The 15,487-nt window shown below is 37.1% G+C and carries 8 protein-coding genes, 4 tRNA genes and 3 pseudogenes; 8 read left to right on the top strand and 7 right to left on the bottom strand.

The features are described from left to right. Positions 1 to 52: 52 nt before the first annotated feature. From secD to ACKC4Y_RS03265, 3 genes are all read left to right on the top strand, one after another. Positions 53 to 2,566: a protein translocase subunit SecD gene (gene secD, locus ACKC4Y_RS03275; protein ID WP_409361949.1), complete on the top strand. Its 2,514-nt coding sequence runs from the start codon at positions 53 to 55 to the stop codon at positions 2,564 to 2,566. 96 nt (positions 2,567 to 2,662) lie between these two features. Continuing rightward, entirely contained in the window at positions 2,663 to 4,417 is a 1,755-nt protein-coding gene (gene ybaL, locus ACKC4Y_RS03270; RefSeq protein WP_409361948.1) for a YbaL family putative K(+) efflux transporter, read from the top strand. A gap of 20 nt (positions 4,418 to 4,437) precedes the next feature. Then, entirely contained in the window at positions 4,438 to 5,391 is a 954-nt protein-coding gene (locus ACKC4Y_RS03265) for a lysylphosphatidylglycerol synthase transmembrane domain-containing protein (protein ID WP_409361947.1), read from the top strand. 680 nt (positions 5,392 to 6,071) lie between these two features. On the opposite strand, the gene ACKC4Y_RS03260 is transcribed toward ACKC4Y_RS03265, so the two are convergent. Further along, positions 6,072 to 7,640, bottom strand: coding sequence for a TerC family protein (locus ACKC4Y_RS03260; protein ID WP_409361946.1), 1,569 nt, complete (start codon positions 7,638 to 7,640; stop codon positions 6,072 to 6,074). Between the two features lie 472 nt (positions 7,641 to 8,112). Here ACKC4Y_RS03260 and ACKC4Y_RS03255 point away from each other — a divergent pair. Further along, positions 8,113 to 8,188: transfer RNA gene (locus tag ACKC4Y_RS03255), tRNA-Lys, on the top strand. Positions 8,189 to 8,485: 297 nt separating this feature from the next. Here ACKC4Y_RS03255 and ACKC4Y_RS03250 read toward each other — a convergent pair. From ACKC4Y_RS03250 to ACKC4Y_RS03240, 3 genes and pseudogenes are all read right to left on the bottom strand, one after another. Then, positions 8,486 to 8,717, bottom strand: a pseudogene (locus ACKC4Y_RS03250) (tail protein X). Then, positions 8,714 to 9,166, bottom strand: a pseudogene (locus ACKC4Y_RS03245) (phage tail protein). The pseudogenes ACKC4Y_RS03250 and ACKC4Y_RS03245 overlap by 4 nt, the downstream one beginning before the upstream one ends. Positions 9,167 to 10,102: 936 nt before the next feature. After that, entirely contained in the window at positions 10,103 to 10,600 is a 498-nt protein-coding gene (locus ACKC4Y_RS03240) for an Hsp20 family protein (RefSeq protein WP_409361945.1), read from the bottom strand. A 272-nt stretch (positions 10,601 to 10,872) separates the two neighbouring features. On the opposite strand from ACKC4Y_RS03240, the gene ACKC4Y_RS03235 reads away from it, so the two are divergent. The 4 genes and pseudogenes from ACKC4Y_RS03235 to ACKC4Y_RS03220 all read left to right on the top strand — a co-directional run. After that, positions 10,873 to 11,799, top strand: a complete 927-nt coding sequence (locus ACKC4Y_RS03235) for a serine aminopeptidase domain-containing protein (RefSeq protein WP_409361944.1) — start codon at positions 10,873 to 10,875, stop codon at positions 11,797 to 11,799. Between the two features lie 1,262 nt (positions 11,800 to 13,061). Then, complete coding sequence (cpdR, locus tag ACKC4Y_RS03230; RefSeq protein WP_409361943.1) at positions 13,062 to 13,424, top strand: cell cycle two-component system response regulator CpdR; 363 nt, start codon at positions 13,062 to 13,064, stop codon at positions 13,422 to 13,424. 99 nt (positions 13,425 to 13,523) lie between these two features. Further along, a tRNA-Val gene (locus ACKC4Y_RS03225) sits at positions 13,524 to 13,598 on the top strand. Positions 13,599 to 14,004: 406 nt separating this feature from the next. Next, positions 14,005 to 14,358 (top strand): annotated as a pseudogene (locus ACKC4Y_RS03220) (tyrosine-type recombinase/integrase); the annotation flags it as partial. Between the two features lie 91 nt (positions 14,359 to 14,449). Here the strand turns inward: ACKC4Y_RS03220 and ACKC4Y_RS03215 are convergent. The 3 genes from ACKC4Y_RS03215 to ACKC4Y_RS03205 all read right to left on the bottom strand — a co-directional run bounded on the left by ACKC4Y_RS03215 (position 14,450) and on the right by ACKC4Y_RS03205 (position 15,042). Next, a tRNA-Arg gene (locus ACKC4Y_RS03215) sits at positions 14,450 to 14,526 on the bottom strand. 36 nt (positions 14,527 to 14,562) lie between these two features. Then, complete coding sequence (locus ACKC4Y_RS03210; RefSeq protein WP_409361942.1) at positions 14,563 to 14,868, bottom strand: ETC complex I subunit; 306 nt, start codon at positions 14,866 to 14,868, stop codon at positions 14,563 to 14,565. Positions 14,869 to 14,965: 97 nt separating this feature from the next. After that, positions 14,966 to 15,042 (bottom strand) — tRNA-Pro (locus ACKC4Y_RS03205). Between the last annotated feature and the right edge of the window lie 445 nt (positions 15,043 to 15,487).

Raw genomic sequence — 15,487 nt, 5'->3', positions numbered from 1 at the left:
CCTGCGTTTTTACTTTAAATAACCATTAGATTGCCTATTAGCGGAATATATCATGCGCACACCCGGTTGGTTAACTACTCTCTATTGTTTTATCCTTTTAAGCAGCATTTACGTTGCCTTGCCCAATTTATTCTCGCAAGAACAAGTTAAAAACTCAAAGTTTTTAACCGACACTCGAGTAACACTTGGGCTTGATCTTCAGGGAGGTTCTTCTCTTCTACTCGAAGTTGATGCTAAAACACTAAAACGTGATCAACTACACATGGTTTTAGGCAATGTGCGTAACACACTACGTCAAAAGCAAATCCATACGTCGAGCATTCGTGTCCTCGAGGATAGCGTAATTGTGATTCTTTCTGATCCAACACAAAGTGAAAAAGCTGTTTCTGCTTTGAAGACATTAATCACTCCCATACATAGTAGATTTGGCACAACAGCCAGTGACATCACTATCAGTGCTCAAGATAAAACGATTCGTGTGATGTTAACCGAAGCCGGCATTAAAGAACGTATCAGCAGTGCTATTGAGCAAAGCTTGGAAATCATCCGTCGCCGTATAGATCAGGTTGGTGTTACTGAACCAGCCATCCAAAAGGTAGGAACTGATCGTATTATGGTTCAATTGCCTGGTCTACAGGACCCAAAGCAACTACGCGATCTTTTAGGAACAACCGCTAAGATGACCTTTCATCTTGTGCCCTCCAACGTGGATATAAATAACCTACCTGTAGGTGTTTCAGTCCTCCCTGGATATACTGACGAAACACAACGCTATGCAATTTATGACCAAATAGCCTTAGATGGAAATGTCCTCAAAGACGCCCGTGCAGGTTTTGATCCGCAAATTCCAGGACGTTCTATTATTTCATTCACCATGAACTCCACTGGCTCAAAAATATTTGCAGACATAACACGGCAAAATATTAATCGTCCTTTTGCAATCGTTCTTGATAACAAAGTGTTGACTGCTCCTACCATCAATAGTGTCATTCCTAACGGACAAGGCCAAATTACAGGAAATTTTGATCCCAAAGAAGCATCAACTCTGGCTGCTCTTCTACGTGCTGGTTCCTTGCCAGCGCCGCTAACAGTAATTGAAGAAAGGACTGTAGGTCCAAACCTTGGTGCAGACGCCATACAAATGGGCCTTTACACAGGCATTATTGGCTTTATTCTTGTCACGGTTTTTATTTTTCTTCTCTATGGGATTTGGGGTATCATTGCGAATATAGCGCTAGCACTCCACACTATTTTAACATTGGCCGCGCTAAGTCTTCTGGGCGCTACACTCACACTCCCTGGTATTGCTGGTATTATTTTAGGTATCGGTATCGCCGTTGATGCCAATATTCTGATTAATGAACGTATCCGTGAAGAAAGTCGAAAAGGTATCAGCGCCTTTGCTGCCTTAGATCGTGGATTCAAGCATGCTTTCGCAACCATCGTTGATGCCAATGTTACCGCAATTATTGCGACTATTTTACTGTTTTGGTTTGGCACTGGTCCTGTTCGCGGTTTTGCTGTAACAATGTTGCTTGGTATTATCATCTCCATGTTCACAAATATCACCATTGTGCGCATCATGATGATTTGGGTCGTCCGTAAATGGAAAATTAAAACGCTACATCTTCAGCCTAGTTTCAAGGCTATCCCACAAAGTACAACTTTCCGTTTTATGAAAGCGCGCTTTATTGGTATTGGCGTTTCAATTGTTTTATCACTTGCTTCAGTTTTTCTGTTTTTTAAACCTGGCTTGAATTTCGGAATTGATTTCATTGGTGGCAGCCAAATGAGTATTACAACAAAAGAACCAACGAACTTAGCAACTTTGCGTTCAAAGCTTTCTACCCTTAATATCGGTGAAGTTACGCTACAAAATATGGATAATGCAAACACTGTGCTGATCCGCATTCAGAAACAAAGTGGCGGCGAAACACAACAAACCGCTACCCTTGATAAGGTCAAAAAAGCAGTACAAAACATCTATCCGAACGCCAGTTTTGATCAAATAGAAGTTGTTGGCCCCAAAATTTCAGGTGAACTTGCTACAGCTGCTTTTACTGCTGTTATTCTCGCGGCAATTGCCATGTCCCTCTATATATGGCTACGCTTCGAATGGTTCTTTGCAGTTGGAGCAATTGTAACGCTCATTCTAGACACTACAAAAATGATTGGTTTTTTTGCTTTATTTCAATTTGATTTCAATTTAACTGCTATCGCCGCTCTTTTAACGATTGTTGGTTATTCCATAAATGATAAAGTCGTGGTCTATGATAGAATGCGCGAAAATATGCGCCTTTATAAAAAAATGCCACTGCGTGAACTGATTGATTTTTCAATTAATCAAGTTCTTGTACGCTGTCTATTTACATCAGCTACCACAGTTCTCGCTATGCTCCCTATGGCAATATGGGGCGGGAGTGCTGTCCATAATTTTGCACTTCCCATGGTCTTTGGAATTGTTATTGCAACATCATCTTCGATCTTCATTGCTGCCCCTATTTTACTCTTGCTAGGAAATTGGTGGCGTGAAAGAAATAATCGTACAAACACTAAACTAAAATGAACATGCCTAGTAATTACATGACGTACCAATCCCCTCTTCTTATAAAAAAATTATAGTCGTTTCAATTAATGCCTTTTTCTTCGAAAAGTAACTATCATGCTCCATGACACACCACTCATTACAACTATCGTTGCGGGTTTATGCTTAGCATTTCTTCTGGGAATGATTGCGAGTCGTTTGCGTATCTCACCACTCGTAGGATACTTGTTAGCTGGTGTTATTGTGGGACCAAATACAGGCGGTTTTAGAATAGATTCTAGCATTATCAACCAACTCGCTGAAATTGGTGTCATTTTGCTGATGTTTGGTGTTGGGCTACATTTTTCATTAAAAGATCTCTTATCAGTCAAAGCTATTGCTATCCCTGCAGCCATTGCGCAAATGGCATTTTCTACCTTTCTAGGCTTGTGCCTTGGTCTAATCATGGGATGGGGTTTCACCAGTAGTTTAGTCTTTGGTTTAGCTTTATCAATAGCAAGTACTGTTATCCTGCTGCGTGCTTTACAAGAACGCCATCTTATGGAAACAGAAAAAGGACGCATTGCTGTTGGATGGTTGATTATTGAAGATTTAGCGATGGTCCTTATCCTTGTCCTTATACCATCTCTAGCAAACGTCCTTAGCAATACAAAAAAGGAAGCGCTTGATCCTCTTGTTCAATGGTTAGACTTGAGTATTTGGGGAATTTTTGGTCTTACTATCCTAAAAGTTATTATATTTATTGCACTTATGCTCATTATTGGGCGGCGTGTTATTCCGTGGTTACTAAAAATGAGTGCACAATCGGGATCACGTGAGTTATTTCGTCTAAGTGTCTTTGCGATTGCACTAGGAGTAGCTTTTGGGGCAGCCCATTTATTTGGTGTTTCTCTTTCTCTTGGTGCCTTTTTTGCAGGCATGGTCATGAGTGAATCAGAATTAAGCCATCGTGCAGCAGAAGAATCCTTACCACTACGAGATGCGTTTTCTGTTCTCTTTTTTGTTTCTGTGGGTATGTTATTTGACCCAGGGAAACTATTGACTCATTTTTTCTCCCTCTTAGCAACGTTATTCATTATTATCCTAGGAAAATCTGTAGTTGCCTTTTTTATCGTTAAAGCTTTTCGCTATTCTAATGCAACAGCTTTGACTATTTCTGCAAGCCTTGCCCAAATCGGAGAATTTTCCTTTATCCTCGCAGGTTTAAGTTTGAGCCTAGGACTTTTAAACGACGATGCCCATGATTTAATTATTGGAGGAGCAATTCTTTCTATTCTGCTTAATCCCCTTGTTTTCATCGCTTGTAACAAAATTAAAAAACGTCTAGAAAACTTTCCTGCAAATTCACAAGATACACAAAAAATCATTGATATTGATCCACAAGATCCTGACCAAGGATTTTTACCAATGACCTTAAAAACCAACCATATCGTAATTATTGGCTACAGTTGTATTGGTAAATGTATTGCATTATCTTTAGTAGACAAAGGTGAACCCATAGTGATAGTAGAGGAATCAAAGCGCCTCACTGATCAAGCAGTAGCAGACGGTTTCGAAGTCATTTGCGGCAATATCATTCAACAAGAAATAATGAATGCAGCAAATATAAGCCATGCTTATAAAGTTGTTATTACAATGCGAAGTACCATTGAAGTAGGAGAATGTATAGTAAATATACGTGATATAAAGAAAGATATCCAGATAATTACGCATGCATTATCCGATGTAGATGCAACTTATCTCATTGATTTAGGTGCTGATATTGTAGTAACTGACGATGAAGAAATTGCCAATGGTGTTATCGAGCATATGACTGGACAGAGATCTGTAACGAATATGAAAAATCATGAATTAAATTTACAGAAAACATAAGTAAAAACGGATAAAACAGCATGAAAATAAAGCAATTTATATGGCCATTTATTGGTATCTTAGCAATGCTGGTGTCTATCCGAATCCTTTATATCAAGCTTTCTGCTATTTCTTTCAGTGATGTAGTGGATCGCCTAAGTAATTTACATGCACAACATTGGCTATTAGCCTGTTTGTGCTCTCTTTTAGCTTATGCTGCTCTTGCTGGGTATGACCGAATTGCTTTGCAGCATCTAGGTCATAAAATTTCTTGGATTTTTATTGCTCTCTGTTCGTTTACCACTTATGCTCTTTCACACAATATTGGCGCTTCTGTTTTTTCTGGTGCAGTTGTGCGCTATCGTGCCTATAAAATGAAGGGATTAAGTGGAACAGAAATAGCCATATTGGTAGGTTTTTGCTCGTTTACTTTTGTGATAGGTACAATCTTACTTTTTGGAATTGTTTTGATTTTGCAACCCGAAATTATCTCTCTTCTGCATAATGAGCTTCCTGAATGGCTTGGAACAACGGTTGGAGCCATTTTACTCAGCTGTGTAGCACTCTATACTTTTGGCAGTTGGCTTCAGTTAAAACCCTTACGTTTGGGCAAAAACGTTCAAATTTCCTACCCACGGTTAAAAATTGTCATTCAACAGCTTCTCATCGGCCCCTTAGAACTTTTAGGAGCAACAGGAATTATATATGCCGTGCTCCCGCACGATACAGATATTCATTTTATTTCTGTGCTTGGTGTCTTTCTAACATCTTTCACGATAACCCTTCTCTCTAATGCTCCAGCTGGAGGGGTTGGTGTTCTTGAAGCTTTATTTATAACAGGTATGTCCAATATAAATCCCACCGATGTTGTTGCAGCACTTATTGTATTTAGATTGCTTTATCTGATCATACCACTCATTATTTCCTTATTTGTTGTAGCAATTTTTGAATCTCTACAATATTTGAAAAGAGTCCCCAAAACACCACCTGAATAAATGAACGCCCTCTCTTTTTTGCGAACGTAAACAACAATAAACGCATTGCATTTGACTTTATAATTTGAATGAACGTAACCATTGTTCTCATTTCTCTTTATTTATGAGTATTGAAGCACCTCTATTCCATACCACCCCCCCTGTACAAAAATACATGAAAAATATGTCCAATACTCCAATCTTCTTTTAGACAGCTACTTGGTCAACCTCTTGGATAAACTCTTTACTGAAAAATAATAATTTCTATAACCTTCTATCGATATTAAACATAAAATATTGAGATTGCTACTTTGCAGTATGATAGCCTCTCTAAAGCTTTTATTTCATTAAAGGAAAGGATAAACAGAGTTCCACGCCCACACAAAAATATAAACAGAAATTTTAAAAAGTTTTCGTCTTAAAAAATGCAGAAATAGTGCAATATCAATATATAGTTACCATGACATTCGTGGACATTTACAAACCACACAGCATCGTTTTCTCTCTCAAAACCTTTCAAAGATCATCGATGACACCCCTTTCTAACATGAAAATTTATTGATAATTCAACGTTTTCCTATCCATCGCTTCATGCTTAGAAAACTGTAAATAATGAAAACATAACCAAGCAGCTGATTTCCATAGCTTTTTCACTTTCTATAATAAGGAAGTGTTTACTATTACTTTACTTACAAAAGTGATCAGCTTTTTTCTGGTAATACAAGCGGAGAGATAAGAATTTTAGATATATTTCGGCGATCCATTTCGATAACTTTAAAGCACAAACCATCAGCTTCAAAGCTTTCACCCTCATTCGGCAAATGACCAAACCTCCAAAGCATAAATCCTGCTAGAGTCGTATAACGGTCTGCCTCATCAACAAGATTCCGCTCAAGATAACCACTTAAACGGCGGATATCAGCATATCCCTCAACAAGAAGGCTTCCATCTTCAAGCTGTTCTGCTATCACCGGCTCTTCATCATCATCAGGAAAATCACCTGCAATAGCTTCAAGAATATCGGTTGGTGTTGCAATACCTTCAAAAGATCCATGTTCATCAACAATAATTGCAAGCTGAATCGAAGAACGGCGTAACTGCTCCATCAATCGTAAAACACTTGTATTTTCATGAACAACAAGTGGTTCTCGCATAGCTTTTTTCCAATTGATTTTTTTTCCTTCAGCCAAATTCAAAAGGAGATCTTTGGTCAAAGCAACACCAACAAATTCGTCCACTTTTTCACGTGCAAGAATTAAGCGGCTATGTTTAACCTGTTGTAACTCCTCACGCATTTCATTCTCGTCACCATTTAAATCTAACCACTCAATCTCATTACGTGGCGACATAATAGAGCGAACAGGACGATCAGCCAAATCAAGAACACCACGAATCATTTCTTTTTCTTCCGGACGAAACAGTTCAGAAGCTGCTGCCTGTTCAGCAATGACATCTACAGTCTCACCTAGATTACTGTCTTTGTTTCCCCCCCCTAAGAGCCTCAAAACCGCATCAGCTGTTCGACCTCGTAAATCATTTGTTGTAATCATTTTTTCACGATTACGACGTCCAATTTGATTAAACGCTTCAATGAGAACAGAAAAACCGATAGCAGCATACAGATACCCTTTTGGAATATGAAAGCCAAACCCTTCAACAATGAGAGTAAAACCAATCATCATCAAAAAGCCAAGACAAAGGATTACAATAGTTGGATGACGGTTAATAAAACGCATAAGAGCGCCCGATCCACACATCATCACACCCATGGCAGCAATTACTGCTATATACATAACCGCTGCCTGCTCTTTTGCAATCATACCTGTCGCAGTAATAATACTATCTAGGGAAAATACAGCATCCAGCACTACGATTTGGACAATCACCTGCCAAAAAACAGCATAAGCAACGCCTGTTTTTCTTTCATGCGACGTCCCTTCTAACCTTTCATGTAACTCTAGTGTTCCTTTTGCCAGCAAAAAAGCTCCACCACCAATCAAGATGAGGCTATGCCAACTAAATACAAAGGATGAGAATGAAAAAATCATCGTATCAAGATTCATTACCCATCCAATAATTGTAAGAAGAAAAAGTCGCATAACGAGTGCTAAAGTGAGACCTATTAAGCGTGCACGATCACGCAAATGCAGCGGCAACTTTTCGGCTAAAATTGCAATGAAAACAAGGTTATCTATTCCTAAAACAATTTCGAGAAAAATCAACGTAACCAAGCCAAACCACGCATGGGGATCAGCGATCCATTCCATCATAGTTCACCTTTAAAAAACGTCTCTAAAATCTTAAAAGCGCGCGGTTGACAAAACAAACTCATGAGCTTTTATTCTCATAATTAACCAAGGATATTGAACACAAACAGATCGCATCCAAAGCAAGCAAAAACACAACATTACTTAAACGCACATGGTTATTGATAAAATTAAAAAAACAGAACGATGGTCCCCATCGCTCGCAACCACAAGAAGGTTCTTCTGTATTTTTCTCGGGCATTACGCTCGACGATCCTCCAGCTACAGTTCCGCATAACAATCAAAACATTTATTTACAGAGATTCTTATAATGGGGTTATTTTCATATAAGATCAAGAGGGGGTATTATATTTAACTATACAAACAGTTTCGCTATAGATCCTCTATCATTTCCATATAAAAAACAATGAATCATCTAGACATACTCCCTTGGGAACGTTATAGAACCGTTTATTCTTATCTTTTAAGATGCAGTGGGTGATTAGCTCAGTCGGTAGAGCAGCTGACTCTTAATCAGCGGGTCGTGGGTTCGATCCCCTCATCACCCACCATTCAATTTTATCTTACCAATAACCTATTAATTTTTGCCTGTCTGTAGCTTGTCATCGAGTTTTGTATATTTTGACAGCAGATTTTGTACCAATTTATTTTTTTCAAAGATTTTTAAGGGGTTCTCAAAGGGTCTTCAAAGACCCTTCAAAGGGTATCTAAAAACCCTTTAATGAATCTTTTTCTCTTCTCCTAAAAAGTGCAAACTTTACACTTTGAATCTAAGAGGAATCTAAGAGTGCTTCACAACCAATAGAAGGTTTAACTTGTCCCTTTTGTGATCTGTTTCCACCAACTTCTCACAACCGATTAGACAACACAAATTCAGGCAGAATAACCGTTAAGCCCCGCGGTAAAAGCACACCATATTTGGCAATCTCTGGATTGGCTTCCAGTGTGGCTTCTAAATAGCCGTTTAGTGCCCCCAACTTGGATGCGGTCCCTGAACACTGCCATGGCATGGTGAAAGCAGATGAGATCGAGACTCATATCCTCTAACTCTACAACAACATGCTTTTCTGGTATCTTCATAGAATTTGTCCCACCTGATATTGACCTTGCGGTTTTCCTCCATTGAAAAAGGGCAAGAGACTAATGGAATAGCGGATGCGTTGTGATTGACCAGAGCGACTGATATAGTCGTGCTCTTTATTGATCGTGGTGATCTCACCACGGGGCCATGGAGAAGGACACTATAGGTGTCCCGTATCATTGATCCAACGAAGCATCTGGACAGGCTTTGCTCTTCGAATGGTTCTGCTTATGGCATCAATGGCTACACGGTCACCAAATTCTTCTGGAAACCAAGCTCCATGAATGGTTTTTGCATCATTGCCATAGCCGGTAAATTGCAAACTGGGGGACCTGCCAAAACGCTCTAGGCAAACCCATGAGGCAGAAAACTCTTCTTCGAAAGATTGGAAATTCAGCCAGTCCACATAAAATTGATGCGGTCCTAACATCATCAAAGGATCTCTCATAGCCTCCCTCCCCTCATTCTGTTCCCCCATGCAGAGCATTGGCACGTGCCCGTTGAATGGCGTGAGCGACCGTTCGACCGGTGGCCACAGGGTCACGGGCGCCATTGACATGCACCGTGACATTATTGGCTTTTGATTGGTGAAGATGAAATGTTTATAACCGTGATGAAAACTCAGGCTTTCAATATCTCTCCCTATCTATATCCCCACTGAATTGATAAAAAAGCTCGGTCACGTGGCTTATGCAACCTATTGTGATGCAAAAATATTCCCCTCCCGAAGATATAGCGGAATTAGCGGCAGAGATTTATAGAAGGTTGCAAGAGTTTGTTCCAAACATCAATAATATAGAAAAAAATCGAACTTACTTTGCCACTTCTAAAATTGCATTTTAAGCATCAAATTGAAGCTGAAAGAGCACATCTAGAAACTCCATAAGATACAGCTCTGTGCTCCTTTAAAAGGAACAATAAAAGTAGAAATTTTTCACATTAGAAAATTTATATAAACTATTTTATTTATAATAATATATATTATTATAAAAATAGATAATCACCAATAAATGAAAATATTTTTGTCGTTTTTAGCTCTTTTTCCTCTTTTTAAGTGTTAAAACCAAATTCTACAAAAATGCATTTAATAGTAAAAATAGTCATAAAAACAATAAATTATCACCTATTCTTATCTCATCCTACCTATTCCTACTTCGTACAAAAACTAATGTCAAACTACATCGGATTAAATAACTATTCTGTTATGTGTACGGAGTTTTGGAAATTTATTCTATTTTTTTCCAATGTATGGCAACATGAATCAACATTTCCATCAAAAATTTGGAATAGATACCTTTATAAAAATGCTCTTCCTTTCAACCGAAAATATAAAAAACGCGAGATTTTTGTCTCGCGTCACCTTATTCTTTAAGAAGTTTTATAACTATTCAGTTTTTTCACCTGCTAAACTTGCTTCACCTATACTATGACCGTTACCATTTTTTGCGACAGATGATAGCGATTGTACAAGTATTTTTTTGGGTTTTAATTCAGCAGGCATTTCTCTTTTAAGCTGAATATGAAGAAGGCCATCTCCAAGTTCTGCTCCAATAACCTTAACATGATCAGCTAAATGAAAACGCCGCTCAAAAGCACGCGAAGCAATACCGCGGTAAAGAAACTCCCGTTCTCCATCATCATTTTCAGGTACTCTCTTACCCTTAACGATCAGCTGGTTGCAATGTGTTTCGATATCAATTTCATCCTGAGAAAAACCAGCAACAGCCATAGAAATCCTATAAGAATCTTCACTTAAACGCTCAATGTTATACGGCGGATAAGAAGAAACATCATCCGGTTGTGTTCTGGAATCAAACCAATTAAAAAGATGATCAAAACCTACTGTTGAACGATAAAATGGTGAAAAATCTACTTGACGCATAATATTGCCCTCCTTTAGAGCGACTATGATTGACTCACAAAGTTCCCAAATGGCAAACCTGCCCGTGAACCATACAGTCCCATCATGGCGACTGTACTAACTTACTTGGTAATTGTTCTTTCCTATTTCAACTCCTTTTGTGTTTGAATTCATTGAAACACATAAAAACAACATAACTGTTTCTTAATCGTTCATCATCATTATATTTAATGTAAGCTTTCTCCTCATCTCACTTTGCCCTAAGTTGCAAAATACACCATAAAGGATTTCAATTGGAAATACCTCTTTATCCTACAAATTGGAGTTCCCCTCCTCCCAATATCCGTAATGGCTACCTTAAAATAGCCCCTGATCGCAAAATTCGTTTTGCGATAACGAAGCCAGAAATGGAAAAAGCCAAGGGAACAATAGTTATTCTCGAAAGCTACGCAAATGCCTTAGAAAAATATTTTTTAACAATGAATGAAATTTCTAACCGCGGCTTTTATACAGCAATATTTGATTGGTTTGGTAGAGAAACATCTCAATCCGATAAACAAAAACAAATCCGACACAATTATTTTGATATTAACAATGATATTAAAGACTTAGATGAATTTCTTAAAAATGTTATTTATCCTGATTGTCCACCACCTTACTATATACTAGCTTATGGCATGGGTGGTTTGATAGCACTCAACGGATTGGATCTCATTAACCCTAAGTTTAAGAGAATGCTTTGCGTTTCTCCCCTTTTTGCTCCATTCGGCAATAAAACAAATGGTTTTCAACATAAATTAACACAGCTTCTTTCCGACATAGGTCTTGGATTCTTACCCGCGAAAGGTGGAAAAAAATTAAAACAAAAAAATATGCAATTTGGGTACACTAATAAAGAACCTTTACCCTCTAGCTTCCTTATAAAACCTCCAACATCACGATGGATGGCATCCGCACTCAATGCAATTGATGCCATGAAAAAAAACATACTGAGTGGGTATTTACAAATCCCAACATTGTTTATTCTTGCCAACCAAAACAATATTGCGAACAACATTGAAGTACGACAATTATGCAAACATACACATCTGACAAACAGTATTACAATTATTGGTGCTGAACTCGATACAATCATGCATGAAGAAGGTTACAAAAAACAATTTTGGGCTGCATTTGATGCATTTATTTCTAGCGACAAGTCCAAAGATAACCACTTTTAACAAGACACTTCATTTAACCAGAAGAGAATAAAAACAAATAAAACAAATCTTAAAATGATTAAGTAGTTAACTCTTTAATTGTAGCGAGACTTAGGTGACCTTCTCCAAAGGTATATAAGTATGGAAGAAGCTAGAAGAAGATATGATTATAATTAGAAACGCTCTTTTAGAATGTGGAATGTAAACTCCTTATAGTAGCAATTTCCATCCCCCCTAAATTTCAATACATATTGTTTCTATTGAGATTTGCATGCTTAAAGCGAGTTATCCATGATAAAGAATGGGAATTTGTATGAGAATTTTAAAGCCAAGAGCTTTCCCCACTTTGTGTTCAGCACACTCATCCCTAAATGAAGTATCAAGAAATGCTTGAATAAGCCTTTTGTAAAAAGAGTAACCTAAATATCAATTTTATGGTCTTTATACTAATAGTAAACAACAATCCTCATATTTTCTTTGTTTTTGCATATGTGCGAGGCTATTGTATTGGTGTACCATAAAAATTTTTTAAAATTCAAAATAAAAATATACGTACAATCTTTATTTTATGGAAACTCTTATGTATCGTGAAAAAAATTTCACAAAACTTCATCTGCACTATAAGAAACTCAAAAAGAACCTACTTTAATTCTAAAAATCAACCGATTCCTTACAGCATAACCTACATTTAAAAATTCTATAGAGTTGACTCCAATTTGCAAACAATGATAATACTCAGCAGAAAAATCCCAATACACTATGATATAATCATTTAAATAAAAATAGAAAAATTACATTCTTAGCATATTATTAAAAAATTTTGTTTTTATGTTCTGCCATAGAAAAATAATAAATTTTATTTATTTAGAAACAATCAAATACTCTAGAAATAAACAGCCATACAAACTTCTTCCTGCCGTATCACTTCTCAAAAACAGCAAATAAACATAACATCCCTTCTCATTCCCCAATATAAATAGTTTTTACAATGAATATTCCCGTAAACATTTTCGTGGAGCTCTGCTGAACGAAGAAAAAAACAGAAAATCTGAGAACTCATCGTGCTTCAAACATTCATATATTTTCTCTTCTTTCAAATTCACATACATTTCGAATTTAACCAACTCACAACTAATATTCTGTATTATTGTCAAAAGTGTATGAATTAACCATTTTGCCATTCATTCCAATTATGAGTATTTTACCACCTTTTTTATAAGTACTCTATATTGTATAATCGATGTGGCAAAAACTCTGATGAATGGAGCAATTGGAACATAATCATGAAACGAATCCTGCTCGCAGAAGATGATAACGATATGCGACGCTTTCTAGCGAAGGCCTTAGAACGTGCAGGCTACGAAGTGGCTGATTTCGATAATGGTGCTAGCGCATATGAACGTTTACAAGAAGAGCCATTTTCTCTTCTACTTACTGATATTGTAATGCCAGAAATGGATGGGATCGAACTAGCTCGACGCGCTACTGAAATTGATCCTGACTTACGAGTAATGTTCATTACAGGCTTTGCAGCAGTTGCACTAAATTCAAATAGCGATGCCCCTCCCAATGCAAAAGTACTTTCTAAGCCATTTCACTTGCGTGAGCTCGTTAATGAGGTTGAAAAAATACTTATAGCTGCTTAGAGGGGATATTTTTCCAAGTTATTCATAGCTAATTAAGAGGAAAATTAAATTAGACATTGACGTTTATAATTCTATGTGTTGTATGCAACATCATTGAATGGGCGTGTAGCTCAGCGGGAGAGCACTACGTTGACATCGTAGGGGTCACAGGTTCAATCCCTGTCACGCCCACCAGATATTTTATATTTCTATTAAGTTATTTATTCTCCATATGTTTTTTATGTAAGAGAATCGGATTTTTTAAACATTTCTCTACAAAAGTAGCATTTTCTTCTCTTTTTGCTTCGTTAATTATTTCTAATAATTGAATTGTTTGAATGCTTTTAAAGATTTTTGTGAAAAACATTTAAAACTCTAACAAACATGCTAACAATTTCACAACTCAACGGATCAGAAGACTTTATTGTGAAACTTGTGTAAGAGACATCTGTTTCTCTTCTTAGGAGAGAAGCAATATCTTTATCTAAATCACGTAGCTCTATGATCTTTTCCTTCTTTCCTACCGGAACAGGCTTTTTGCCAAAACAGTCGAATATGAATATAAGATTACAAATCTAGCTACTTTAAAATAAAAATTTAAAAAATAGAAAAAAGAAAATTTAAAATAGAGGTTTTTCTTGCTATTTTCGGCATTAACAAAAACTCTTGAAACCAAACCTATCGGAATAAAATATTCATTTACGGGAAAATCGGAAATAAACTCATCAAAGAAAGTTTTGGAAACCTGTTTTATGAAGCGTATAGAACTAGAATGCAGCAGAAATTTAAAAATCAGCTCACAGACTGAGAAAATTAGCAAAAAACCTTAATACAGGTGCTACGGTTTCGTAACTGAAAAGCACTTCTTGATTGGATAGAAGATAAAATGGCATCCCTTTATACTAAAACAGCAGATAGAAAATGCCTAGCAATAGAAGCAATCAAAAAACTTTAAAAGGTTCGAGATAGATACAAAAACAAGATAAAAGGATCAATGGAACCAAAATTCCTGAACTCTTATATAACTCATTGATTTTACTTAAAGATGGTGATCCCGACAGGATTCGAACCTGTGACCCACGGCTTAGAAGGCCGTTGCTCTATCCAGCTGAGCTACGGGACCAGCTGATCATTTCTTATTCAAAAAGGAACCCTTAACTTAATGCGTCCAAGATTGCTGTCGATCACTGCGAAAATTATCAGAATAAGAAACAACACGCCGAATTGACCTATGTGTTTTTTCTACACGATAAGGAATAGCGTTCTTATGTGCAAAAGCAATTGCCTCTTCTTTACTATTAAAGCGGATCCTTATCTGACTATTCATATCGGATGTCGCCGTATATCCCATAAGAGGCTCAAGCATTTTTGCTTGTATAGGCTCATACTGCAGAATCCATAAACTAGCATTTCCTCTACCTGACTGCATAGCTGTTTTCGCAGGACTATAAATACGTGCGATCATGGTTTCGTTCCTTCAGACTACACAACGCTTGAATGATAATTTCTCACCACACGCACCCAATTGGGCTACCTTCTACATATAATCAAACGATCAAATATGGTCGGAGCGATAGGATTCGAACCTACGACCCCCTGATCCCAAATCAGGTGCGCTACCAAGCTGCGCTACGCTCCGCTATTTGCATTTACTTGATTTATACTCCCTAAAATTTTCACAACAGAAGTGCAAGAGAAAAACACATTTTTTAAAAAAATTTGTTGCATTTTTTTACAAAAAAGAACTTTTTTAAATTTTTTCTACTAAGTAACACTTAATTAAATGGTCTTCCCCAAAAAGGAAAATCCAATCCAAGCAAACTAACAACTAATTTCTACATAAAAACCCGCAATTGCTCACATCGCGTTAAGAGAACTTTAATAATATAAAGAGCAACATTCAGCAGCGATGATTTTAGCAACCAAAATGGCTTAAGCATTACAAAAATTCCTAATAGTAAAGCTTCGTTCCCTTTTGCTCATATCAAGTCTTAGCACGAATCATAGGAAAAACTGATCCTCTCCTATTCCTCATCCCTCTTAATTTCTCTTATTTTTTAATTTTACACTTCCCTTATACAATA

Origin of the sequence: Bartonella heixiaziensis, assembly GCF_046245125.2 — a bacterium.
Classification (GTDB): domain Bacteria; phylum Pseudomonadota; class Alphaproteobacteria; order Rhizobiales; family Rhizobiaceae; genus Bartonella; species Bartonella heixiaziensis.
The sequence above is the reverse complement of the archived record's forward strand: the minus strand, read 5'-3'. Positions and strand labels throughout refer to the sequence as shown.